Raw genomic sequence first — 25,987 nt, 5'->3', positions numbered from 1 at the left:
TCAGCTAAGGTGCATTTGATTGAAATTATATGTTTTCTAAGAAAATGTTTGAGAATTTAGCCCGCTATACCTGCAAAGATTGCATCCCGAATGCTCTTATTTGCCGCTGCTGCCAGAGCTACCGAAATAATTAGCCCTAAAAAGGCATAAGCAAAATCTCGACCTATTAATCTAAAAGCCTTATTTCTATGCTTCTTTCCCTTTTTCTTACGAGCAAGACTTATCGCAATTTCACGACCACCAATAACCCCAAGGAATACCCAGGTAGTACTCATAGGAACAGTACTAATAAATAGTTTATAAATCAATAATATTACATAGGTTAAATCTACCAGTGTAGCTGCACGAATATCAGAAATTCTTGACTTTTCGCTAACCACTTCCTGAATACGATCGCCACGTAAATAAAAAAGCAAACCAAGTCCCAAAAATATAGTGGTTGCAAATATGATAAACTGAAATACACTTTGATGTCTTGGTAAAAATACCGCAATATTAGCACCATCCTGCATTACCCATACGGCCCAGAGTGAACCGCTTACAATCCATTGTATTGCCATCCATCCAGTATGGGCTTTTCGGCTCTTAAAGAATTTTCTAATTGCATTGTAAGACAAATACCATACTGCAAAAGACAAAATAAAAGCCATAACATAGCCTGATAAACTTTTACCTATCACAGAGGTTATCCCTGATGTATCGGCACTAAAAACGCTTAAAATAAGGAATGTAGTCGATACCGGCATTCGCATTCTGGTAAGAATAAGAAGTACCAATGGAGCAATGATCTGGAAGAAACTAAATTTCTCTGGATGGGGATAATCTGATGTACCGTCTGGATTTAAAAGACGCTGATAGGTAACATCTCCATCGTAATTAATAAAACTCCACGTAACGGTTATCAAAAAGATTGCCCCTACAAAAAGCCAGAGAATCCACCATTTTCGAGCCTTATTACTCTCTATAAAAGTTCCTAATGATTGGATACTATCATTGGCAACAGTAGCGTATGCCGCAAAAAAGAAACCTACCCACATCGCTGCTCTACCATAACCAGTAGAAATTCCTGCAACGATAATTCCCACCATAATAATCCCCAGGAACGTTCTTTCTTTTACAAGAAAATCCAGGATGTTTAGATAAGGACGATCCCGGTTAATTCGTTTGAATTTCTTAGCCATTAAATTCTCTTACGTTATTGACAAATTTGGATGCAAATTAACATACAAACATTGTTAATTTTATTGATCCAATGTTTTGTTATTGTTATCAATTTACGGCAAAACTAAGAAGTTTTTAAATTGATTGTAAGAATTATAGCAGATATTTATAGTCTTCTAAAATAAAAAAGGCGACCAGTTACCTGATCGCCTATTCTCGCTTAAATTACAAGATCTTAATTATAATCAAATTTGTAGGTTACTCCACCTAGAACTTGAATTCCCTGAACCTGAAAATCACTCCATTGTTGATAATCATTATTTAAAAGGTTACTACCTTTTACAAATGCAGTAAATTGATCGTTGATGCGATAACCAAAATGAGCATTTGCATCAAAATAACTATCCAAAGTGATTGGCTCCCTATCGATACCTGCATCTACGGGACGGTTATCTACGATACCCATCGCTTCTCGCTGCCCTACTAAAAATAAATTTGCGCCGGCATACCACTTATCTGTGATTTGATAATCGGCAGTTAAATCGGCATTATATGCTGGCAGGTTCCAAGCTTCATCTTGAATATCGGTATCGTAATCAAAAAATTCTCCGGTAATACCCAATCTAAAATCATCACTTACATCTACACTAACATTTGCGTAAAACGAAAGCGTTTTTACATTGTCATAAACTACACCAAAAGAGTTTCCATAAGCATAACCTTCACCAATAGTAGGATCATAATTATTCTTTACAAAAAGTGGTTTAACATCTTCTGCATTATACCCTCCTCTAAAATTATAGGAAATTGTATTAGTCAACTTCCCTTTAGCTCCTAGATAAAAATTGTAAAGATTATCTGTTGGTGCCACCATGGATGTGGGAGACACATATGGATTTTGTTGTACAAAATCGTAATACGAATTTTGTTTCAACCCACCTTCTAAACCAGCATATGGTGTAAAATAATCTTCTACTAATTTATAACTTGCCGTTACTTTTGGATATAAATAAAAATTGCCATCACTATTCTCTATATCTGAACTATAGAAAAACGCTGCTCCTATATTTAAGGTTAGGTCATTTCTCAAAATCAATAAACTTGGATTGATTCCCACGTTCAAAAAACTATATTTATTTTCTATATCAGCAGCATAAAATCTATCTGTAGATCCATTCAAAAAGTTAGCCTGAATATCTGTGGTAATTAATTCATCTGCGATATTAAATTCGAGCGTACTGTTTAAATCTATTTTTTGTTCTGAAGTGCCAGAAGCATCACCTGTTTGTCGAATTTCAAGATCAGCTCTTTTGAAAAAAGAATCGTAAAATTCAATATTACCGCCACCAAATACCGAATAATAGTTTTGCTGGGGATCTATAGAAAGAATTTCAGTATCCGTTAGTGGTAATTCTTCAGAAACCCCATACCAATTATATAATTGATGTTGAACACCAAGCTCTGTATTCCAGGAATAATCACGATCCTTACTTCCGTAGTTAAGATTCAGTGAAGTATTGTAGAATTTATTATCCAATAATACTCCATCTATACCTCCCTGAGACGAATTATGAAGCAAATAAACCCCGAAATTCTGATCGCGATTTACTTCGATATTACTATAAAATTCAGCCAAAACATTAGTATAATTACCTAAGCCTAAACTTGCATAATTGTCGTAAGCTTTGGGCGCACGTTCACGCTCTACTCTGGTTGCTCTACCTTTAACCGGTGTAAAAGTTGATGCTACCGGAACAGAAAAAATATTATATTTTACTGATTTTTTTGTGGTACTAACCGAATCGGCTTTTCCCGGTACTGCTTTTATTTTGGAAGCTTCCCTAACCGACGGTGAATAGGGTTTCACCACCGTTACTGTTTCGCTGTCGATTGGATCCTGAGCAAATGCAAAGCCGCTCACTAAAAACAGACATAAAAACAAGCTTCTTTTTATTGAAACAAATTTCATATATGATTGCTTAAATTGTTGTTAGGTTATATTTTAATTGTTTCCGGTTTGTACTGAAGAATTAGTTTTGGCCTCTTCAGCTTTAATTTTAGAAAGCTCTTGTTTTGCTTCCTGAACGATTTCCGGATATTGGGCAAAATTCTTAACTACGTTATCTAAAACGTAAGTTGCCTGATAAGCATCCCCAAGGGCATAAAAATTCTTCGCCATAAGCACTAAACCTTTCGCTCCCCATTTTTTATATCCTGAAAAATCTTTGGCCAATATCTGTACCGCAGCATTTGAAGCTTCGTAGTTATTGCTTTTATTTTTGAAATAAGCATCATAATATAAAGACTCGGCCGCTAATTCTCCTGTAGCTGTTTTTTGAACTTCAGCATAGGCTTGTTTCGCTTTAGCTTCGTTACCAGATTTAATTGCAGATCTCGCAACGATTAGCTGGGCATCTGTTTTTGCCTGTTTATCTGCTTCAGTATTCGATAGCACTTTATCTGCATACGCTGCAGCCTCGCGAGGTTGATTCATCTCGTCGTAAGATTTCATCAAATTCGATTGTGCATAAATCGTATTTTGGGTATCCCCAGCCACTTTTTCTAAACGCTGCAATAATGGTACTGCTTCCCGATATTTAGACTTTTCAAGATAAATTTGAGAAAGTCGTGCTAAAGATTGTTCAGTAAATTCGTTATTTGGTTTATCAATTACATATTTAAAATGAGAAACCGATGCATCTTTTGCACCTTCCCGATATTGAATCTCTGCCAAATAATAGTTTGCATTTATAGCGTGGATTCCGTTAGGAAAACTTCTTAAATACTTTTCAAAATTAGATTTTGCCTTAGAAGTATTGTTGGCTAAATATTGATTTTCGGCAGCTTCATAGGTAGTATTATCCAAATCGGCATCGGTTACTTCAACAAAATCAATCTTCTTTACCCAACTCGCATACTCATCGGTTCTTCCTAAATCTACATACACATTTCTGGCGGTAGAGACCGCTTCCATAGCTTCTGGAGTATTTGGATAATCGTTTACTACTTTTTTAAATCGGCCTAAAGCTTTTTCGCCTTGGTTTCCATTATAGTAAATTAATCCCTGTCTCAACATTGCTTTTGGTACTAAAGCACTTCCCGGCACTTCTCTAATTAAACGATCGTAAGTTGAAATTGCCTGAGAGGTATTATTGGTGGCTACGTAGGTATTCCCTAATTCGTACAGGGCATCGTCACGAAAAGCAGATCTTGGATAACTACTATTAAATCCTGAAAGATCTTCAATTTTACGTTCATTACGATCTACAAATCCGTAACTAATTGCTTTTTGGAATGCTGCATAATCTGCATTACTTACGCCATTTGCGATCGCAGAATTATAAGATTCCATTGCTGGCCAATACTGGCTGTTTACAAAATAGCTATCTCCCAATCTTAAGTACGCATCGTTTCTTTTAACCATGTCATTTTGGTTATTTTCAGCATACTTTTTAAAATAATCGATGGCACGTGCATATTCGTTTTTCTTAAAATACGCATACCCAATATTGTAATCTAAATCGGCTTTTTCTTCGGTTCCGGCTGCGGCGCTCATTCCGCTAAATTCCTTATATCCGATAATGGCATCGTCGATTCTATTCACATTAAACTCGCTTTCAGCTTTCCAATAGGTTGCTTTTGCAGTTATTTTTGGATCACGAGGTTCTTTTAAAGCTTTATCAAGGTTCTTGATCGCTTCATAATAATCCCCTTCTTCGTAAAGTTGGATTCCGTAGTAATAAGCAACTTTCTGATAGGCTACTTTATCAGCAAAATTTCTGTTATTTTCTAAAAGCTGCATCGCTTCTTCAAAATTCCCAGAGGTGATAAACGAATTAATTAAAAGTTCTTCTGCTTCAGCCTTATTTGCCGAATTTGGATACGTTTCTAAGAAAGTGATTAGAACTTTCGACGGACTCTCATAACTATTCCCTATTTCGTATCCCAATTTTGCGTAATTCAGCATCGCATCTTCTTTTATTTTCGCATCAAAATCCATTTCACTGGCATTTTTAAATGCGTTTAAAGCTTGCTGTTTTTGCCCAGATTCTAGATAAGATTGCGCTAAATGATAATACGCATTTTGAGCAATCGCATTTTTCCCGTCAATAATTTTATTGAATTCTGAAATCGCATTGGCATAATCACCCTGCTTATAATACGCATAACCTAATTGGTAATAATCGGTGTTATTCCACTTTCTTCTTACGCCTTCGTATTCCTTTAAATAAGGAATTGCCTGATCGTATTGTTTTAGGTTGAAATAACTTTCCCCTATAATTTTATTAAGCTGTGATTTTTCCATCACATTAGATTTTGGAAGCTGCTCTTTACCAAGCTGTATGGCTTTCTCAAAATTCCCTAACTTAAAATTCATATCGGCCTGGTAATAAGAAAGTTCTTTACCATAACGAGCATCACCTTTTACCTCATCAAAATATTGATTGGCCTGATCGTAATCATTAGCCTCATAAGCCATGTATCCTATATAATATTTCGCTTGCGCGCCATATTCTTTAGAATCTATAACACGATTAAAATAGTTTTTAGCCTGATCTAGATCATCGGTTTGAAAATAAACATATCCTTTATTAAAGTAATATTTATCCATGTCGCCACGGCTTATACTTTTTTCGTCTACCATATCATACCACTTGCGTGCTTGTGGATATTTACCGGTATTAAAATAATACGTCGCCACATCTTGATAGGCTGAATTTGTTTTTGTACTGGTAGGGTATCGGGAAACAAAACGTTGCATAAGTTCATCTGCTCCGGGTTGGTTAAGCCTTACAGCAGCATTAGCCACATAGTATGCACAGTCGCCTTTAATTTTCTCGTCAGTTGCTTCTTCTTTTACATCTGCAAAAATCTTTTGGGCCGCCAAATACTGCTCGTTATTGTACAGTTCTAACGCCTTATTAAATTTTACAAGATCATTGGTGTAAATGGCCGATTGCTGAGAAAAACCAAAGCTAGCCACGAAAAAGAAAACAACAAATAGGTAAGATTTGCCAGTTGTCATTTATAGTTTTTTAAGTTTGATGATCAAAGATAATTTAATGCTTTATTTCTAAACGCCATTTAAACACTATAATTATGTTAATGGTAAAAAAAGTAATTGCCCAGTGTACTAAAACTGTATATTTACCCGTAATTTTATAATCTGAAGTCAGTTTTTCGACTTCGATTATCCAAGGCTGAAATATCATTAAGATTAGAGAAACTAGCAATGTATTTTTTAGCCTGAATTATGTATTCTGAAAAGTTTTGATGTATGTCTAATGTTGTTCTTGAATTGAAAAATGCGGCAATCTACCAAAGAGAGAATCTTATTCTTTCTGAAGTTGATGTGACTGTAAATAAAGGAGAATTTGTTTATCTTATTGGGAAAACCGGTACGGGTAAAAGTAGTTTTATGAAAACACTATACGGGGATTTACCTTTAACTGAAGGCGAAGGAAGTATCGTAGACTTTAATCTTAGAAAACTTAAAGAAAAAGATATCCCATATTTAAGACGAAAATTAGGGATCGTTTTTCAGGATTTCAAATTACTTACCGATCGAAATATTAAAGACAACCTATTATTTGTTTTAAAAGCGACCGGCTGGAAAGACAAAGCCAATATGGATCAAAAAATTGACTTTGTTTTAGAAAAAGTAGGCATGAAAACCAAAGGATTTAAATTCCCTTATCAATTATCTGGTGGAGAACAACAACGCGTTGCCATTGCCCGTGCACTTTTAAATGATCCTGAATTAATCCTGGCAGATGAGCCTACCGGAAATTTAGATCCGCAAACCTCTGTAGAAGTGATGCAGGTTTTACAAGAAATTAGCCGAAATGGAAACACTATTTTAATGGCTACTCACGATTATGCGCTATTATTAAAATATCCTTCTAAAACCCTGAAATGTGACGGCCAACGTGTCTTTGAAGTCGTGCAGAAAACAGTTTAAGTTAGAAATTAGATATTGGATCGCTTCGCTGTTAGAAGCTAGTAAACTATTTATTCCAACTTTCTAAATTTGAGAGACGATTTTATATAAAAAAGCTGCTAATTTTAAAATTAGCAGCTTTTTTTATTCAATTTTATAAAATTACAATACGAAATTCAGGTGAATTCCTAATCGCATTTTAGCTTCAACATTTCCTGCATTTAAGTTTTGACTCACAGGCAGCATAAGATTTACGCCTCCTGAAATTTTACCATAATTAGATTCTACGCCTATTCGGCTAAATAAAATATCGCCTTTGGTGTCTTTAACCGGCAAACCATAACTTTTATTTTCGCCAAAAACCTCCCCTGAGAGACCCAAAATCGGGGTAATAGATATTGGCGTAAACGTCTTTGCATTCATGGTGATAAAACTGCGGTAAAGATTTATTCCATAAGTAAACTGATCTCCAAAATGATATTTTTTTTCGTTTTCAGTCTTAATGGTATAATTTGCAAGAGCTCCCAATCCCCAATTATTATAAGAAACCGAATAGTTGCTTGCAAAAAGAATATCCCAACTTCCTGTTCCTACCTGAAAACTTGGGTTAACACTTCCCTCATTATTGGATCGTTCGTATTCTCCCGTAGGCAATTTTACTCCGGCTCCAACTTCAAGATTATGCTTAAATTTTGTTTGTTGTTCAGGTAAAAATCCATCTAATTTTGGTGAAATCAACTTATAAAAACCAAGAATACTAATATCTCCCAAGCCATTAATATCCTGAGTGCTTCCGTCGTTAAACTCACGATTATGGAAATGGTATGGCACAATTACATTGACTTTAATTTTTCTAGTCACCGGAATTCTTGCCCAGGCTTGCAGCGTATTAAAATTTTCATCGATCCATGGGGAATTATTATAAATCCCGTCTTTAGATTTATATTGCTGATGAATATAACGTAGACCTACAAAATCACCATTTCCAATAGTACCATAACCCATACTCCCGCCACTACTACCGCAACCGCATACGTCACAATCGTCGTATTCAAAATTGAAATTAGAGAATACGGCAGTAGAATCTTTTGATGTTTCAGCTTTCACTAAATAAAAGCAAAACATTATTATTATTATCGATAGTGTATATTTAATATTCGGCAAATCGTTTATCATTTAAATATTCGTCGTCGGTTAGTGTGTTCAGAAAAGCAATTAACGCGGCTTTTTCTTCGCTGTTCAAATCGATTCCTAATCGATTGTTTTGTTTTAAAATAGGATCTAAAGTTTCTGATTCCTGCACACCGTTATCGTAAAAATTAAGTACAGATTCCAGACTCCCAAACCTACCATCATGCATATAAGGTGCGGTAATCGCTACATTACGTAAGCTGGGTACTTTAAATTTATAATTATCGGCAGCGCTTCCAGTTACTTCAGCTCTTCCAATATCATTAATTCCTGGATATGGTGGCAATCCGTTATTTCTAAAAGCATCATCAGTAAACAGATCCATTTTATGGCAGGTAGCGCATTTCTGTTTAAAAATACCAAGACCTAATTTCTCGGTTTCAGAAAATGTACCGCCTTCTTCTTCTCTAACATATTTATCATATTTAGAGTTTGATGAAATCATCATCACCATAAATTGCGATAAGGCTTTAAAGAAATATTCGTTATTTACCTCGCCGTTTTCAAAAGCCTCAGCAAATAATCGAGGATATTCGCCATCAGACTTTAGTTTAGCAATCACATTAGAGACAGTTTCTCCAATTTCGACCTCGTTGGTAATCGGGATAATTGGAAATAAGTCTAAATGTGAAGTGGCACCATCCCAGGCATATTCTTTCTGAAATGCTATATTCTGAACTGCAGGAGCATTTCGCGTTCCCTCCAGATCATCAATACCGTGGCTAAATTGATGGCCGTGATGCGTAAAAGCACAATCGCTGCTCGTGACAAAACCCACAAGAAATAAATCCGTTTGTGGACAGTTTCCCATCATAAAACAATTTTTTGCCCAGCTCAAATCCTTTCTCGGTTGGCAGGTTTGCACTTAGATCGTATTGAATAGCAGGGAAATTTGAAGGTATATTTACATCCAACTCGCGATTGATGGCAACATATTCACCTTCATCATCACTACAAGAGAATAGACCAAAAATCACCAATATCGGCAATACGATTTTCTTCATATTATTCATCATTTTTTTAAATATTTTGAAGCAAACCAAGGCATTCTGTAACAGAACAAAATGCCAGATCTGGTTCGCTCAAAGTTTATTAATGCTGAATATTTTCTCCGTTATGTATATGATCTACGCGAAACATACTGCTAACATTTTCTGAAATTTGCGGACTTTTAACTTCATCAATCATCACTATCGCTTTCTCTGAAAGTTTGATCTTGTTCTTACCGTCTAAAATTTTATTCGCATCTACGGCCATGTGAATTACCGGGCTCAGCTTATCGCTAACCAATGCTCTCGATGGTAAATCTAAAATCACTTCACGATAGTTATCTAAACTACTACCGTGGCTTCCCATATGGATTTTGAAGTTTGTTGCTTCAGTAACAGTTTCTGAGGTGAAAGTTCCTTCAAAATTCAAAAATTTATAACCCGCTTGCCACGACCACATCATCTCGTTGTTCTCTGCAATCTCTAAAAAATCACCTTGTCCTTCAGCACCTTGTTGATACTTTTCTTGATCTACTCCTACACCAAATTTGACAGCTACATACTCTGCCGCAGGAATGTTTTTTAGACTCACTTCAGTAAGATCATTTTCTTCACTTATCACAAAATAACTTTCATCTTTAGGATAAGTATATTCATTTCCTTCAGCATCGATTAACACAAAATTACTGACAATGTAATTGAAACGATTTATAGTTAAAACTTCACCGTTAGAGTTTGTATATGTAGACGAACCTAATAAAAGATCATCACCATTAACGCCATTATCAAACCCGATTCTAACTTCATTTTCACCCGTTGCGGTATCCACAGCATCATCGTCTGATGAGCATGCAGCAAAGGAAACAACTAAAAAAAGAAGACTTATTTTTATATAATTAAAATTCATTTTTTTCAATTTATACTGCTATCAATTTTATAGGTATAGCAGCGATTGTTTATTAAAATTTGGACATACCAGTGGCTCTCGACTCTAAGTTTAAGAATCAATATTGCCAATTTTATAAATGAATTTTAAGCAATTGGAGGCTTAATATCGTCTTTGGAAAACAAGAAACTATAAGAAGCAAAATACGGCATCGTAACTTTAGCCTTATTTATGGAAACATCCGTCAGATTATCGAAAATTGACTGATGATCTTCAAAATAAAGCACGGGAAGCTTATACCTACTTTCTAAGTTTGCTTGTTTTTTATCGTGCTCTTTATTCGCCTCTTCTGCCAGCGATTGCATTAAATAGCATTTACCGTTACAAGCCAAATCTGGGCGATCACGGTTAATACATAACTGGGTTACTATATAATCATAATTGAAAATATAGTCCACAACCGGCAATACTGGTTTCAACAGGATAAATAAGACCACGAAAAGGCCTAAATATCGCATGTAGAATCGATAAAAATAGGATTATTGAATAAGATTCTCTGCGTTTTCGATACTGGAATCTACTTTCTCCTGCATCGCCTTAACGTCCTCTAGCTCTTCTTCTAATGCATCAATTCGCTGCTGAAGTTGCTCATTGTTCATTTTCTGAACTTGCGCTTTATCCTTCACAAATTCGTCGCTAAAGCTATGCATCCAATCCATCATCACTTTGTCTGCTTCTTGAAGCTTTTTTTCAGCTTGCATATATTTTTCTGCGGAAGCACTAGTATCTGCGATGGTTTTAAGTTGCTTCGACAGTTCAGGAATATCAGCCATCTTTGGCATTACTTCATCGTGAATATCCAAAACCTCATGGAATAAATTATCGTATTCTTTTTTCTTTGCTGAAGTATCTTCTGCACAAGAATGGGCAAGTGTGGCAAAACTAAGTAGTAATGCTGCTTTATAAATAAGTTTCATTGAAAATCTTTAAGTTTAATATTGAATAAAAATCGAACCGAATTTTAGAAATTCAGCAATTAAACTTAAACAATGGGAGGATGGAAAAATTCCTGTGAATTCTGAAAATGGTAAAACTGAGGTAGAAATATAAAGCTATGCGCTACCATTTCAGTTTCCTGATTGTTATTTATTAGCACGACTTTCTCTGTATAGAAAAGAGGAATGTCTACTTTTTTAATTGAAGATTCTTTTTTCTGTTCAGATTCTTCTTCTGAAGCTTCTGCAAGCGCCTGCATTAAATAACATTTCCCGTTACAGGCCAATTCTGGACGCTCTTTGTTTTCGCATAACTCTTTAGCGATATAATCGTAATTAAGCACGTAGTCCACCACCGGAAAAACGGGCTTTACCAAGATCAAAAAAGCGAATATGGGAAACAAATATTTCACGCTGTAAAAATAGGCAAAACGGTATTTCTATTCAACTTAAACCCTGATTTTATAGACTTCATATTAGTTAAAATTTAGGTCTTTTTTCTAGAGATCAGAAGTGAGAAGTTAGATATGGATAATGTAATGATGTGACAATGCGGTGATTCGATAATCTATCTATGTTGAATATTAAATTTTGATCGCTGAAAGCTGAAAAATAAATTTGATAATTTGAAAATGTGATGATTGTTCAGTTAATCAAATATTGAATTTTGAATGAAGCTGAAGGCTGACAGCTGTAAACCGTCGACCATAAAAAAACCTCACAAGTTTAGGACTGTGAGGTTTCTTCTATTTCAGTATAAAACTATCGATTAGATAATTTTATTTCTTTTTCTGTCATTTTCTGTTAGATAAATCTTTCGAAGTCTTAAATGATTTGGTGTAACTTCTACATACTCATCTTTCTGAATGTATTCTAAAGCTTCTTCCAGAGAAAACTTAATTGCTGGTACAATTTTCGCTTTATCATCTGCTCCTGAAGAACGAACGTTAGAAAGCTTTTTAGTTTTAGTGATATTCACAACCATATCGTCCTGACGTGAGTTCTCACCAATAACCTGACCTTCGTAAATATCTTCACCTGGATCTACAAAGAATTTACCACGATCCTGAAGTTTATCAATAGAATAAGGAATTGCGGTACCTTTCTCCATAGAAACTAAAGATCCATTTAAACGCTCTGGAATACCTCCTTTTAATGGTTGATATTCTTTAAATCGGTGCGCCATAATAGCCTCACCAGCAGTAGCAGTTAATAACTGATTACGTAAACCGATAATTCCACGAGATGGAATTAAAAATTCACAAACCATACGCTCACCACGAGCTTCCATAGATAACATTTCTCCTTTACGAAGTGTTACCATTTCTACCGCTTTACCAGAAACATTTTCTGGAAGATCGATAGTTAATTCTTCAACCGGCTCACATTTAACACCATCAATTTCTTTGATGATTACCTGTGGTTGCCCAATTTGAAGTTCATATCCTTCACGACGCATAGTTTCGATAAGTACAGACAAGTGAAGTACACCACGTCCATAAACTAAAAATTTATCAGCACTATCTGTTTCATGAACTCTAAGCGCAAGGTTTTTTTCTAATTCTTTGGTAAGTCTATCTTTAATATGTCTTGATGTCACAAATTTACCATCTTTTCCAAAGAAAGGAGAGTCATTAATCGTGAACAACATACTCATTGTAGGCTCATCAATAGCGATAGTTTTAAGACCTTCGGGATTTTCTAAATCAGCAATAGTATCACCAATTTCAAACCCTTCTAAACCTACAACCGCACAAATATCACCGGCTTCAACTGTTTCCACTTTTCTACGGCCTAAACCTTCAAAAGTATGAAGCTCTTTAATCTTTGTTTTCTTAATAGAACCGTCTCTTTTCACCAAAGAAACATTCATTCCTTCATTTAAAATTCCTCGTTGTAAACGACCAATTGCGATCCTTCCTGTAAAAGAAGAGAAATCTAAAGACGTAATTAGCATTTGCGGCGATCCGTCTTTATCTACTTTTGGAGAAGGAATATGCTCGATAACCATATCTAATAATGGTTCGATATTTTCTGTCTGGTTTTTCCAGTCTTCACTCATCCAGTTGTTCTTTGCAGAACCATAAACTGTTGGGAAGTCTAACTGCCACTCCTCTGCTCCAAGCTCGAACATAAGATCGAATACTTTTTCGTGAACCTCATCTGGAGTACAGTTTTCTTTATCAACTTTATTTACCACAACGCAAGGTTTTAAACCTAGATCGATTGCTTTTTGTAATACAAAACGAGTTTGTGGCATAGGCCCTTCAAAAGCATCTACTAAAAGTAAAACACCATCTGCCATATTTAACACACGCTCTACCTCTCCACCAAAATCGGCGTGACCAGGAGTATCAATAATGTTAATCTTTGTATCTTTATATACTACAGATACGTTTTTAGAAGTAATGGTAATACCACGTTCTCTCTCAAGATCGTTATTATCCAAAATAAGGTCACCAGTATTTTCGTTTTCTCTAAATAAACGACAATGATACATGATCTTATCAACCAGGGTAGTCTTACCGTGGTCAACGTGTGCAATAATTGCAATATTTTTAATAGCTGCCATAAAAGCCTGTTTTTAAAGGGCGCAAATATACAGCTATTTTTCGCTATATAAAGCCTAAATTTATATTATTGAAAAATAATGATCCAAAAGTAACAAATTGTTTTACAATTAGTTACAATCAATTTAAGCTTTTAATTGTAAAATAGCTAAAAATAACCAGATAAATAAATCCAACAAACAGAAATAAATAAGCAAAAAAATTAATTTCATCATTCTGATTATAAGCTAAAAAGCTTCCCATGCTAACCAATATAATTCCGCTTAAAAAATAGACCTTTGATCGTCAAAAAACTTACCATGTCCTTTTTCATAAAAAGTGCTGAATTTCGCCATATATATGGTAAAATATAATTAGTGGATTTTAAAATCTTATCTTTGCTGAATTAATTAGTTGAACCAATGAAGTTAGAAAACATACCACAAATACATAATGCCAAGTCAGACAACTTTTTCCTTCTAGCCGGTCCTTGCGCTATTGAAGGTGAAGATATGGCTTTGAAAATTGCTGAAAGAGTTGTTGAAATTGCCGATAAACTGAAAATTCCTTACGTTTTTAAAGGAAGTTTTAAAAAAGCAAATCGATCTAGAATAGACAGTTTTACCGGGATTGGTGATGAAAAAGCACTTAAAATTCTAAGAAAAGTTTCAGAAACTTTTAAAGTCCCCACGATTACCGACATTCACGAAATAAACGATGCAAAACTAGCTGCAGAATATGTTGATATTCTACAAATTCCTGCATTTTTAGTAAGGCAAACCGATCTTGTAGTAGCCGCTGCAGAAACTGGTAAAACTGTTAACCTTAAAAAAGGCCAGTTTATGAGCCCAGAAGCTATGCAACACGCTGTGAACAAAGTTACCGATTGTAATAACGAACAGGTTATGGTAACCGATCGCGGTACCATGTTTGGCTATAAAGACATGATTGTTGATTTTAGAGGAATTCCTACCATGCGAGAATTTGCACCAACGGTTTTGGATGTAACCCATAGTTTGCAACAACCAAACCAGACCAGCGGTGTTACTGGTGGTCGGCCAGATATGATCGAAACTATTGCCAGAGCCGGAGTGGTGAATAATGTAGATGGTTTATTTATTGAAACGCATTTTGATCCCGCAAATGCAAAAAGTGACGGCGCAAATATGCTCGACTTAAAATATTTGGAAAAGTTGATGACTAATCTTGTTGCTATTCGACAAACCATTAATACGTTTTGATAGGCGATATTTAAAGACATTTAAATTTTCATTAAAATATGATAAATAAGGGCTCTAAGAAATTTAGAGCCTTTGTGCTTTTATCAAAAATCGAAGCTATTTTTAATTGTTATTCATCTAGCTTAATTTATTTTATTGAAAATTCAGTCTAAATGTTAAATAAACGCTTATGCATAAAATAGTTATTCATTTTAACTATTTTCAACCTTAAACCACTTATAAATCACCAACATAATGAAAAAATTAGCATTGCCCGCTTTGGCTTTATGTGCAGCGCTTACTTCTTGCGAGAATAATGAGCCCGAAGATCAAGGAAAAGATATAGGAGCGTTGCATATTAGTAAAGAATTCCCGCAACCGGGAGACGACATAAAAATTAGCTACACCGCTAAAGATAGTATCCCACAGGCCGAAGACGAAAAAGTAAAAGGCACCGTTAACTTTATGACCAGTAACGGCATTTACCCACAAGATTTAGACCTTAAAGATTCTGCTAACATGTATTCTTCAAGCATAAAAATCCCGGATACAGTTACTGCAATTTCTTTTCAGTTTAAACAATATGGTATAGAAGACAGTAATAAAAAAGACGGTTATGTTCTTCCACTTTATGATGAAGAAGGTAATGCTCTTACCGGTAGCAATGCCCAAATTGCAAATTTGTATAGCCAGGGCGATCGCTATGGCAATATTGAAATGCCAGAAGATTCAATCACTTCTAAGTTTGAAGCCGACTTTAAAAAAGATCCCCAATTAGAAAAAAAATGGAGCAGCAACTACGTTAGCCTTATCAAATCTGATAAAGAAAAAGCAACTGCATTTGTAGAAAAACAAATGATGGCAGCAAAAGATAATGATTCTTTAACTGAAGATGATTATACCAATCTGTATAGAATGAATTCTATTGTTGGTAATAAAGAAGCCGCCGATTCGCTTCAAAATTTAATTCCTGAAAAATTCCCAAAAGGAACCATGGCTAGCCAGGCTTTTTATTCGAAAATGTATCAAGCAAAAGGAGCTACGGAAAAAGAAAAGGTTTTTGAAGATTATCAGGATAAGATTGGCAAAGACAATATGTTTAGAGATTACATGCTGTCTATGCTTGCAACCGAATTAGCTGCTGAAGGTGAAATTGATAAAGCAGAAGATTATGCTTCAAAAATAGGTATGAAAATGAGATCTGCTTCAGTTTATAACAGCATTGCATGGAAGCTAGCTGAAGAAGATAAAGAATTAGATAAGGCGCAGAAATTATCCAAAAAATCACTAGATCTTATGGATAATATTGATGCCAAAGATAAGCCAAATACACAATCGGCTTCACAGCATTCTAGCAATATAGATTATAGCAAAGCAATGTATCAGGACACTTATGCAACTATAATGTATAAGCAAGACCAATTAAAAGAAGCGATAAAATATCAGGAAATGGCTACAAAATCGAAAATGGCCGATGCTGAGATTGCTGAAAAATACATTCAATATTTAGTAGAAGACGAACAATATGATGTCGCTAAAGAAAAAGCTTCAGCTTTTATTGCCGAAAATAAAGGTTCTGAAAAATTAAAAGAATACTATAAAGAAGCCTATACCGCTACTGGAGACACTTCTGGCTTTGAAGAAGAACTTGCGATGCTTGAAGAAAAAGGACATGCTAAAGCTAAAAGCGATTTAAAGAAGAAGATGATCGATGAAGAGGCGAGCAAGTTTAAACTTAAAGACCTTGACGGTAATGAAATTGCTCTAAGTGAATTAAAAGGAAAAACCGTGATCCTAGATTTCTGGGCGACCTGGTGTGGGCCTTGCAAAAGCTCCTTCCCGGGAATGCAAAAAGCTGTTGTTGCAAATCAGGACAATCCAAACGTAAAATTCTTATTTATCGATACTTGGGAAAGACAAGCTCCAGATGCTCGTATGAAAGAAGTTACCGAATTTATCGAATCTAACGAATACGACTTCCATGTTTTAATGGATGAAAAAGTAGAAGATAGCAACGATTTTAAAGTTGTCGATGCTTATGGCGTATCGGGAATTCCTACGAAATTTGTTGTAGGACCAGATGGCCGCATCAAATTTAAATCTGTAGGATATAATGGAAATCCAGATAAACTTGCTGAGGAAATTGAAATTATGATTGAACTTGCCAAATCATAAAGTAATTGAGATAGTTTATTTCAAAAATTATATCGAGGCCTTCTTTTTAGAGGGCCTTTTTTATTGAAAAAACTTTAATTAAATATTAAAATCACGCATTTAATGCTGAATTAATTTATTTCAGTGTAACTTAAAAAAAACCGAATAAATGAAACAAAAACTACCTCTAAAAAACTACTGCATTGCTTTACTTATTTTATGCTTTTTACCACTTCAGGAATGTAATGCCCAGGAAAAAAGCGATGAAAAACCGAAACCTAAATTAGATATAGGAGGTGCCCTCCGCTTCAATTACAACTTATCTTCCTGGAAGCCAGAAATGAAGGAAAGAGGAGGCGATTTTGGTTTCGATCTATTTCGTCTTGCTGTGCAGGGAGAGTATAAAGATCTTTATATAAATGCAGAATATCGATTTTACTCTGAAGCATTTGGGGGAAATTTTTTAAAACAAGGTTGGCTGGGATATCATTTAAATGAAGAGCAAGAAATTCAAATTGGCTTATTACAGGTTCCTTTTGGGATCGAGCGTTATAACTCTCATAACTGGTTTTTAAATCTTCCATATTATGTAGGTCTTGAAGACGATTACGATATGGGAGTTCGATATTCATATAAAGGAGATATGTTTGAATACTATGCTGCTTTTTTCAAGAATGGTGAAGAATTGACCTTTGGTAATAACTCCGCTGCATCATCTAGTCGATATTCGTATGATATTGTAGGAAAAAATAAAGAAGTCAACCAAATTAACGGAAAAATAGTTTACAAGCCCAATCTAGACGGCATGCACAAAATTGGACTTTCTGCGCAATATGGCGGCATTTACAATATTGAGACCCAGGAAACCGGAGATCGCTATGCTCTTGCAGTCCATTATGAATTTAGAACCGAAGATTGGTTTATAAAAGCACAGGCAACTAAAGCCGAGTTTAATCCTGAAAATGCTCCCGGCAATTCCAGAGATATTATACAAATGGGTGCGTATGGTACGCCTTATGAAGTTGCTACAGATTTTGAAATTTATAACTTTGGAATTTCACGCCTAATTAACATCGACAGAGATTTTGTAGAAAAAATTGAAATTTATAACGATTTTGGATATATGCACAAAAGTATTGATGGCTTTGCAGAATCGTATATGAACGTCTTTGGAGTTCTTATAAATTCTGGACCTATAAGCACTTATATTGATTATGCGGCCGGATACAATCATTCATGGCTGGGTGGTGATTTTGATAACGAATTTTCTACTGGTGATCCTGGTGTAAAATGGGAAGCTCGTTTTAACATTAACGTGGGGTATTACTTCTAAAAAACTAGATGTATAATGTTTATTTGGAAATAATTCTATAAATTCCTCCTAAAGATGATCTAAGAATTTACTAATTTTTAGGTTTTTGAGGCAGTTTTTTATTGTTTCGCAAAAATCATTTAAAACCATAGTGAATGAACAAAAATTTACTTTCTAAAACTTACAAATTACTCTTAGGCACTGCATTTCTTTTCTGCTTTTCCTCGGTGATGGCGCAAAATGACAACGAAGCCGAAAAGCCCAAGTTGGATATTGGTGGCGCATTACGTTTTAATTACAATCTCTCCAGTTGGAAAGAGGGACAAAAAAAACGTGGAGGCGATTTTGGCTACGACATGTTCCGTATTAATGCAAAAGGATCTTATAAAGACATCTTCTTAAATGTAGAATATCGACTGTATTCTGAGTCTTTTGGCGGAGGATTTCTAAAACAAGGATGGGTTGGTTATAATTTTAACAAGCAGGATCAAATTCAGGTAGGACTTACTCAGGTACCATTCGGACTTCAGCAATACAATTCTCATAACTGGTTTTTCAATATCACTTATTATGTTGGCTTAGAGGACGACCACGACATGGGAATAAAATATATGCATGATTCAGAGGATTTCCAGTATCAATTTGCTTTCTTCAAAAACGCAGAAGAATTACGATTTGGAAGCAATACAGAAGTATCTCCTTCTAGATACTCTTACGATATTGCTGGCAGAAATAAAGAAATTAATCAGTTCAACGGTAAATTTATTTATAAGTTTGGCAAAAATAAAAATCACCAGATAGGAACATCTGTACAGTACGGTGGTATTTATAATATTGATACTGAAGAAACAGGAGACCATCATGGTTTTGCCCTTCATTATGAATACTTGGGTGAAAAGTGGAATGTAAAGGCACAAGGGATGATTATCGAACATAACCCCGCTACACCAGATACCGTGAATAGCAACGTTTTAAAATTCGCAGCATATGGCGCTCCATACGAGGTCGCAGCAGATTTTAATATGTATACGCTAGCAGTTAGCAGAAAAGTTCCTGTTGAAATAGGACCAATATCAAATTTGGAATTCTATAATGATTTTGGTTTTATGGATAAAGCTGAAGAAAGTTTTGGAGACTCATTTATGAATGTAACCGGAATTTTAGTGACCGCCGGTCAGATTTATACTTACATCGATTATGCCGCTGGTTACAATCATTCCTGGCTTGGAGGAGATTTTGTAGATGATTTCTCTGTGGGAACTCCCGATGCCAAATGGGAGGCTCGGTTTAATATAAATATAGGATATTATTTTTAACAACTAACAATTTAGTATGGCAGAAAAAGTAAAAAGAAGTGATGAAGGAAAGTCCCTTTTTGGGCTCGAAGTTAACGGTCCGGTTTTCTTTACATCCACGATTATTATTATTGCGAGTATTATCTTGACACTTATTTATGATAAAAAAGCAGAAAAAATATTCGAAAATGTACAAAATTACGTAGCCAACAACGGAGGATGGTTTTTCATACTCGTAGTAAACATTTTCCTAGGCTTTATGCTTTATCTCGCATTTAGCAAATTTGGAAACCTAAGAATTGGTGGGCAAAATGCAAAACCTGAATTTAAAACAGGTTCCTGGTTTGCGATGCTTTTTAGCGCAGGTATGGGAATTGGATTACTATTTTGGAGTATTGCAGAACCTATAAACCACTTTAACACGCCACCAATGGCGGAAGGTGGTACCGTTGAAGCAGCTCGTGAAGCGATGAGTTTCACCTTTCTTCACTGGGGATTCCACGCCTGGGGTATTTATGCTTTAGTAGGTTTAGCTTTAGCTTATTTCACCTATTCTCGAGGTCTACCGCTTACTATTAGATCGGTATTTTATCCATTTATTGGCGATAAAATTCACGGATGGATTGGAAATATTATTGACATTTTCGCTGTTTTAGCCACACTTTTTGGTCTTGCAACCTCGTTAGGATTTGGAGTGCAACAGATTGCTGCGGGTGTAGAACACGTTTTTGGAATCACCAACGATATTACTACTCAGGTGATATTAATTGCAGGTATTACTGCCGTCGCCACCCTTTCTGTAGTTTTAGGTGTAGATAAAGGTGTAAGAATTTTAAGTGAATGGAACATGCGTATTGCGGTTGTTCTATTATTACTGGTTTTAGTATTAGGACCAACTATTTTTATATTTCAGTCTTTCGTACAAAACACAGGAAACTATTTTTCTGACTTCCTTATGATTTCTACCTGGACAGAAAGTTTTACCGGCACAAAATGGCAAAACGACTGGACAGTATTTTACTGGGGTTGGTGGATTGCATGGTCTCCTTTTGTGGGAACCTTTATTGCTCGTGTGTCTAAAGGTAGAACCATTAGAGAGTTTACATTAGGTGTACTTATCGTTCCTTCTCTAATTACTTTTTTCTGGATTTCAGCTTTTGGTAGCGCATCTATCCAACAAGTTTTAACCGGTGATAATGCTATTGTTGAAGCAGTAAACGATGATGTTGCTACAGCCCTTTTCGTTTTCTTAGAACAGTTTCCATTAGCTACCGTACTTAACGTAGTTGGAGTGATCTTGATTGCAGGATTCTTTGTTACCTCTTCCGATTCTGGTTCTTTGGTAGTAGACAGTTTAACTTCAGGAGGAAAAATTGATTCACCAATTAGTCAACGAATTTTCTGGGCATTCGCCGAAGGTACGATTGCAGCCGTTTTACTTATTGGAGGTGGACTACAAGCCTTGCAAACAGCATCGATTGTAACAGGTCTCCCCTTTGCTTTTATTCTGCTCATCATGTGTTACTCTTTATACAAAGGACTTAACGAAGACATGAAAAAACTAAATAAGAAGAAAGAGCAAAAACAAAAAGAAAATTACGAAGAAGTAGTTAAAAATATAGTACAAAAAAGAAACCTGAAAAAAGCCGATCAAAATGACTAACATTAATAATATACTGGTAGGGCTTGATTTATCACCAATGGATGATCACCTTATTAAATATGCTTCTTTTTTAGCCAAAAAACTGAACATAAAGAAGGTTTACTTCACTCATAATGTAAAGAAATACGCGATTTCTGAATTGTTTCAGGAGCAATTAAAAGATTTGGATCTGGAACAAATTATTGGTGATGAACTTAGCGAGAAAATAAACAGCAGTTTTGATGCCGATGTAGAATGGGACACACTGATTGCTGAAGATCCTTACACAGAATCCATATTTAATCATATCGTAAACAAATACTATATCGATATGATTCTTGTTGGTAATAAAATCGATTATGAAGGTGCTGGCGTGCTTACCGACAAATTATTAAGAATGGTAAAATGCCCTATAATCATTATCCCAGAGACAACTCAAAATAAAATTGAAAATATTTGGATAGGGACCGATTTTTCAAGAAGCTGTATGAAAATTTACAATAATGTAGATTATATTCAAAAAAACACTGATGCTAAGGTTACGGCTGCCCATGTTTATCATATACCTGCGCAGTTTTCGCCGTATGTATCAGACGAAACTTTGAAGTCTAAGATTAAAAAACATAGTGAAGAGCGCTTAGAGAAATTTGTAAAGCGCTTGCATAAACCATATGATATTGCAAAGTATTCTTTAGAAAGTAAAGAATCTAGTATTGCTGAAAAGCTGGTTGAATATTCACAAGATCGTGGCGCAGATTTACTGATGGTTGCAGATAAAGGAAGTAATAACATTTCTTCCCTAATGCTGGGAAGTGTTACCGATGAGCTTTCGACTTCTAATGCCAAAATCCCAATTTGGATAGTGAAGTAAAGAGAAGATATTTTGATTAAATTATGCAACTGTTTTTTTAAACTATAATTTCAAAATTCAGTTGCATAATTTATTTTTATACACTTACTTTGTAATTCAAAGTACTTTAATATGAATAAAGATTATTCACAGGATTTATCTGAAATCCGGAATTTAATGAATCGCTCTTCGCGCTTTCTTTCTCTAAGTGGCACGTCGGGAATTATGGCCGGCATCTATGCGATCCTTGGAGCAGGTATTGCTAAAATATTCTTTTTATCGAATGTATTAGAAGATCAAAATGTGGCCAACCCAGAAGTTCTATTACCAATAGTGATTATATTAATGCTAGTTTTAATGTTTAGTATAATTACCGCATACTTTCTTTCTGTAAAAGAAGCGAAGAAAAATGATGAGCAGATCTGGGATGAAACCGCAAAGCGATTAGTCTTCCATTTTTTGGTTCCGTTACTTACCGGTGGTGCTTATATTCTTTTAAAATTGAATCAAGGCCAAATTGAAGCTGCGCCTTCGCTGATGCTTATTTTCTATGGACTGGCCTTGCTAAATGCTTCAAAATATACGATTGGCACCATTAAATATTTAGGAATTTCAGAAATAATAATTGGATTAATTTGCGCTTGTTTTCCTGGATTCGGATTTTGGTTTTGGACGATAGGATTCGGACTTTTGCATATTATCTACGGAAGTTTAATGAATTTTCAGAAAAAATAATTTCCGAAGAAAAATTCTGCAAGTGAGTATTATAGAAAATATAAATAAACTTTTTGATCACCGAATTCGTTTGGGCATCATGTCGGTTTTAGTGGTAAACGAAAAAGCGAGTTTTAATCAGTTAAAAGAACTTTTAGCAGTGACTGATGGTAATCTTGCCAGCCATATAAAAGCGCTTGAAAAAGCCGAATATCTTGAGGTTCAAAAATCTTTTGTAGATCGAAAACCAAACACCAAATACAAAGCGACCAAACTTGGGAAATTAGCATTTAAAAAGCATATCGATGCGTTGGAAAGCATTATAAAATCGAGAAACGAGCTAAACTAAATTTTTTTATTAATCTACTTTGAAATTCAAAGTAAAATTATGTATTATGACTATAGAACATCCATTGAAATTAAATTACGCTTTGGCCTCTAAACGAGCACTTACCGGAGCAGGAATTGCATTACTCTTATTGGCAGTCATCTTATTAATAGTTGGCGAAATTGAAAGCTGGGTGTATATCCCTATAATTACCACTTCGATTGGTGGTGCCTGCAGTGGTTTATTTTATTACCTGATCCATGATTTATTTTTTAAAGACCATAAATACGGAAATATAATTAACCTTTTCTGCGGATTTTGCTTTCTCTTCATCTTTTGGTTAAGCCTTGTTTTTGCATTAGCGCAAGTAGGACTTTGGGATTAGTTATGGAAACCAAATATTTCACAAGCAAACAATCTATCGTTAGGGAAATTTGGGGTAAGGCAGATACTATACTTTTTATTTTTGCCGGAGCTGCTGCAGAATTTGCATTAAATAAAGCGGTAGACTGGTTGTATTACACCGGCAGGCTTCCAAAAGATCCTTTAGGTCGCCTCTTCTCTACCGTGAATTATGCAAAACTAATTGTTTTTGCTGAAGAAAAAGCTGCTTTCCAGGCGATTGACCAGATGAATAAAATTCATGGTCAAGTTGAAGAAAATCGCGGTGCTAGAATACCAGATTGGGCATATCGGGATGTACTTTTTATGCTTATTGATTATTCTATAAGAGCTTTTGAAGCACTGGAACGTAAACTGACTTTAGCTGAAAAGAATGAAGTTTTTGAAGTTTTCTCGAGAGTTGGCAAGCAAATGAAGATTGCAGGCCTACCTGAAGATTTTTTAGCCTGGGAAAAACAACGCGAACTTCAGCTGAAACAGAATTTTGAATATAGTAAATACACCGAAGATCTTTTTATTCAGTACAAAAAGAATTTGGGTGCCATCCGCTATTTTTTATTATTAGAGGCGCAAACCTTAATGGCTCCTGCCAGGGTGAGGCATTTACTAAACTTCAAAAATAAATCGCTGCTTATTGGTGTACTTCCTTTGTATCGCCTAAGCAAAATTTTCAGAATGAATTATGTATTAAAAGAACTTCTACTTCCTAAGAAGTATAAAAAAGATATAAAAGCCTTAGATCATTCCACCACTCATTAATCAAAAAATTTTACTCATTTACTTTGTTTTTCAAAGCACTTTAAATTAATCAATATGCGAAAGAAATTAATTCATTGGTTATTCGATCAAACTCAGAAAGTATACACTAAATGGCTAAAACGCGATCATATTCCTTGGAATATTAGCACCTCTGATCTCCTAAAATATCCCCAAGAAAGTTTTGGATATCATCTTGGTCACTTTCTGAATAAAAATAATTTTGAGCTAATCGCAAAAGTAGAGCGTCATGATGCCTATCATACACTTTGCGGTTACGGAACCAAGGTTGAAGATGAAATCGCGCTACAATATTTATGCTTGGGTAACGGTAAACGCAGTCCTTATATGTTTGGAGCGATCATTTTGGGAAAATTAATTCTACCCGATTACTTTAGGTATTATTATCGCTCATTCCATATTGGTAAAAATGCGAATACTTTTCATCACTATGATTTCAAGCAAATTCTTGAGCTTAATTTTGAAGATTTTAGGCAAAGGATTTTTCAAGCGTCGGTAATTTTCAATAATTGAGAGGTAATTCAATCGCGATCTGATTCTGAATTTTAGAAATTAAAAAAAGCTATCCAAAAGATAGCTTTTCATATAAACTCCATTACTTATTTATTCTAAAATCACTAGCACCGGTAAATGATCTGAGGGATAATGTAAATCTTTCGAATCACTTAAAACAGCATGTTTCTTTACTTTGAATCCATTTTTTGAAACAAAAACATAATCAAGTTTTGTGGTTACCGGTTCTGAAAAATTAAATCCGTTATAAGTTCCTGTGGGACCAAATACAAGTTCAGCTACACTTTTAGCATTAAGCATTTTTTCAGATAAATACTGGATACTTTTTGTTTCTGGAGTTAGATTTAAATCGCCAGTTAATACCACAGGATAGTTTTCGGTATTCAACTCCTGAATTTTAGCGAAAATAAGTTTTGCGCTTTCCTGTCTTGCTTTTACACCAACATGATCAAAATGCGCATTAAAATGCCAGAATTTTTCTCCGCTTTCTTTATTTTCAAAAAGTCCGTATGTGCAAATTCTTGGCAAAACAGCATCCCAACCTTTCTTGATTTTGGTTGGATTTTTATTTAACCAAAATGTATTGCTTTTTAAAACTTCAAATTTGTTAGTATTATAAAATATCGCACTGTATTCTCCTTTTTCTTTTCCGTTGTCACGACCTACGCCAATATACTTGTAATTAGGCATCTGTTCATCGAAATATGCAATCTGCGTATGCAGTGCTTCCTGAACTCCAAAAACATCGGGTTCGTAAAACTTAATTTGATTGGTAATCCAATCTTTGCGATACGACCAGCTATTTTCACCATCGTTTTCATTGGCATATTTGATATTATAGGTCATCAATTTAGTTTGAGCAAATGCGCTGGTTAAGCAACAAATTAGCATTAGGGCACTAAGATTTCTTTTCATTGTTTTGGGTAAATTTCAACTATTTAAACAAATGTAGATAGCAATAAACAAGGACTGGTTTATTCAATTTTAACCAATCCTTATTTTTTGCAAATTATGATCTATTTTTTTTCCTGGTCATCGTTTTCGTGTTAACGGAAGATTAATTCTGAA

The 25,987-nt window shown here is 35.0% G+C and carries 24 protein-coding genes; 12 read left to right on the top strand and 12 right to left on the bottom strand.

The genetic code is table 11. From position 1 onward, the window contains the following. Positions 1 to 56 precede the first annotated feature (56 nt). The 3 genes from PBT91_RS03995 to PBT91_RS03985 form a co-directional block, all read right to left on the bottom strand. Complete coding sequence (locus PBT91_RS03995; RefSeq protein ID WP_270060496.1) at positions 57 to 1,181, bottom strand: hypothetical protein; 1,125 nt, start codon at positions 1,179 to 1,181, stop codon at positions 57 to 59. 215 nt (positions 1,182 to 1,396) lie between these two features. Beyond that, the gene (locus tag PBT91_RS03990) at positions 1,397 to 3,130 is read right to left on the bottom strand and encodes a TonB-dependent receptor (protein WP_270060495.1); all 1,734 of its coding nucleotides are present in this window, start codon (positions 3,128 to 3,130) and stop codon (positions 1,397 to 1,399) included. Between the two features lie 33 nt (positions 3,131 to 3,163). Then, positions 3,164 to 6,187: a tetratricopeptide repeat protein gene (locus tag PBT91_RS03985; RefSeq protein ID WP_270060494.1), complete on the bottom strand. Its 3,024-nt coding sequence runs from the start codon at positions 6,185 to 6,187 to the stop codon at positions 3,164 to 3,166. 252 nt (positions 6,188 to 6,439) lie between these two features. Here PBT91_RS03985 and PBT91_RS03980 point away from each other — a divergent pair, with 252 nt between their 5' ends. Then, positions 6,440 to 7,123: a cell division ATP-binding protein FtsE gene (locus tag PBT91_RS03980; RefSeq protein ID WP_270060493.1), complete on the top strand. Its 684-nt coding sequence runs from the start codon at positions 6,440 to 6,442 to the stop codon at positions 7,121 to 7,123. A 141-nt stretch (positions 7,124 to 7,264) separates the two neighbouring features. Here the strand turns inward: PBT91_RS03980 and PBT91_RS03975 are convergent, their stop codons facing one another. The 8 genes from PBT91_RS03975 to typA all read right to left on the bottom strand — a co-directional run bounded on the left by PBT91_RS03975 (position 7,265) and on the right by typA (position 13,735). Then, positions 7,265 to 8,227, bottom strand: coding sequence for a transporter (locus PBT91_RS03975; protein WP_270060492.1), 963 nt, complete (start codon positions 8,225 to 8,227; stop codon positions 7,265 to 7,267). 25 nt (positions 8,228 to 8,252) lie between these two features. After that, the gene (locus PBT91_RS03970) at positions 8,253 to 9,107 is read right to left on the bottom strand and encodes a cytochrome-c peroxidase (RefSeq protein ID WP_333474227.1); all 855 of its coding nucleotides are present in this window, start codon (positions 9,105 to 9,107) and stop codon (positions 8,253 to 8,255) included. Further along, a complete protein-coding gene (locus PBT91_RS17605) occupies positions 9,016 to 9,297 on the bottom strand; it encodes a cytochrome c peroxidase (RefSeq protein ID WP_333474226.1) in 282 nt (93 codons plus the stop codon). The genes PBT91_RS03970 and PBT91_RS17605 overlap by 92 nt, the downstream gene beginning before the upstream one ends. A gap of 88 nt (positions 9,298 to 9,385) precedes the next feature. Next, positions 9,386 to 10,189, bottom strand: a complete 804-nt coding sequence (locus tag PBT91_RS03965) for an MbnP family protein (protein WP_270060491.1) — start codon at positions 10,187 to 10,189, stop codon at positions 9,386 to 9,388. Positions 10,190 to 10,314: 125 nt separating this feature from the next. Continuing rightward, positions 10,315 to 10,686, bottom strand: coding sequence for a hypothetical protein (locus tag PBT91_RS03960; RefSeq protein ID WP_270060490.1), 372 nt, complete (start codon positions 10,684 to 10,686; stop codon positions 10,315 to 10,317). Positions 10,687 to 10,707: 21 nt separating this feature from the next. Next, a complete protein-coding gene (locus PBT91_RS03955; protein WP_270060489.1) occupies positions 10,708 to 11,145 on the bottom strand; it encodes a hypothetical protein in 438 nt (145 codons plus the stop codon). A 65-nt stretch (positions 11,146 to 11,210) separates the two neighbouring features. Next, positions 11,211 to 11,546, bottom strand: a complete 336-nt coding sequence (locus PBT91_RS03950; RefSeq protein WP_270060488.1) for a hypothetical protein — start codon at positions 11,544 to 11,546, stop codon at positions 11,211 to 11,213. A 386-nt stretch (positions 11,547 to 11,932) separates the two neighbouring features. Then, positions 11,933 to 13,735 (bottom strand): translational GTPase TypA, encoded by a 1,803-nt coding sequence (gene typA / locus PBT91_RS03945; protein WP_270060487.1) that lies wholly within the window; start codon positions 13,733 to 13,735, stop codon positions 11,933 to 11,935. Positions 13,736 to 14,134: 399 nt separating this feature from the next. Here typA and kdsA point away from each other — a divergent pair, with 399 nt between their 5' ends. The 11 genes from kdsA to PBT91_RS03890 all read left to right on the top strand — a co-directional run bounded on the left by kdsA (position 14,135) and on the right by PBT91_RS03890 (position 24,919). After that, complete coding sequence (gene kdsA / locus PBT91_RS03940; protein WP_270060486.1) at positions 14,135 to 14,953, top strand: 3-deoxy-8-phosphooctulonate synthase; 819 nt, start codon at positions 14,135 to 14,137, stop codon at positions 14,951 to 14,953. Positions 14,954 to 15,187: 234 nt separating this feature from the next. Next, entirely contained in the window at positions 15,188 to 17,107 is a 1,920-nt protein-coding gene (locus PBT91_RS03935; RefSeq protein WP_270060485.1) for a TlpA disulfide reductase family protein, read from the top strand. Between the two features lie 148 nt (positions 17,108 to 17,255). Continuing rightward, positions 17,256 to 18,419: a porin gene (locus PBT91_RS03930; protein ID WP_270060484.1), complete on the top strand. Its 1,164-nt coding sequence runs from the start codon at positions 17,256 to 17,258 to the stop codon at positions 18,417 to 18,419. Positions 18,420 to 18,553: 134 nt separating this feature from the next. Next, positions 18,554 to 19,714 carry a hypothetical protein gene (locus PBT91_RS03925; RefSeq protein ID WP_443089633.1) on the top strand — a complete coding sequence of 387 codons (1,161 nt, stop codon included), beginning with the start codon at positions 18,554 to 18,556 and terminating at the stop codon, positions 19,712 to 19,714. 16 nt (positions 19,715 to 19,730) lie between these two features. After that, complete coding sequence (locus PBT91_RS03920) at positions 19,731 to 21,356, top strand: BCCT family transporter (protein WP_270060483.1); 1,626 nt, start codon at positions 19,731 to 19,733, stop codon at positions 21,354 to 21,356. Beyond that, positions 21,349 to 22,206 (top strand): universal stress protein, encoded by an 858-nt coding sequence (locus PBT91_RS03915; protein ID WP_270060482.1) that lies wholly within the window; start codon positions 21,349 to 21,351, stop codon positions 22,204 to 22,206. Before PBT91_RS03920 ends, PBT91_RS03915 begins: the two co-directional genes overlap by 8 nt. A 111-nt stretch (positions 22,207 to 22,317) precedes the next feature. Continuing rightward, positions 22,318 to 22,920, top strand: coding sequence for a hypothetical protein (locus PBT91_RS03910; protein WP_270060481.1), 603 nt, complete (start codon positions 22,318 to 22,320; stop codon positions 22,918 to 22,920). Positions 22,921 to 22,942: 22 nt separating this feature from the next. Further along, entirely contained in the window at positions 22,943 to 23,248 is a 306-nt protein-coding gene (locus PBT91_RS03905; protein ID WP_270060480.1) for a winged helix-turn-helix domain-containing protein, read from the top strand. Positions 23,249 to 23,294: 46 nt separating this feature from the next. Next, a complete protein-coding gene (locus tag PBT91_RS03900) occupies positions 23,295 to 23,612 on the top strand; it encodes a hypothetical protein (RefSeq protein WP_270060479.1) in 318 nt (105 codons plus the stop codon). 2 nt (positions 23,613 to 23,614) lie between these two features. Next, positions 23,615 to 24,388 (top strand): oxygenase MpaB family protein, encoded by a 774-nt coding sequence (locus PBT91_RS03895; RefSeq protein ID WP_270060478.1) that lies wholly within the window; start codon positions 23,615 to 23,617, stop codon positions 24,386 to 24,388. A 54-nt stretch (positions 24,389 to 24,442) separates the two neighbouring features. Further along, complete coding sequence (locus tag PBT91_RS03890; protein WP_270060477.1) at positions 24,443 to 24,919, top strand: hypothetical protein; 477 nt, start codon at positions 24,443 to 24,445, stop codon at positions 24,917 to 24,919. A gap of 90 nt (positions 24,920 to 25,009) precedes the next feature. Here PBT91_RS03890 and PBT91_RS03885 read toward each other — a convergent pair whose 3' ends face one another. After that, a complete protein-coding gene (locus PBT91_RS03885) occupies positions 25,010 to 25,834 on the bottom strand; it encodes an endonuclease/exonuclease/phosphatase family protein (protein ID WP_270060476.1) in 825 nt (274 codons plus the stop codon). Positions 25,835 to 25,987: the final 153 nt, after the last annotated feature.

The organism is Zunongwangia sp. HGR-M22 (assembly GCF_027594425.1).
Taxonomy (GTDB): domain Bacteria; phylum Bacteroidota; class Bacteroidia; order Flavobacteriales; family Flavobacteriaceae; genus Zunongwangia.
Note: the sequence above shows the minus strand (reverse complement) of the source record. Positions and strands in the feature narration are given on the sequence as shown.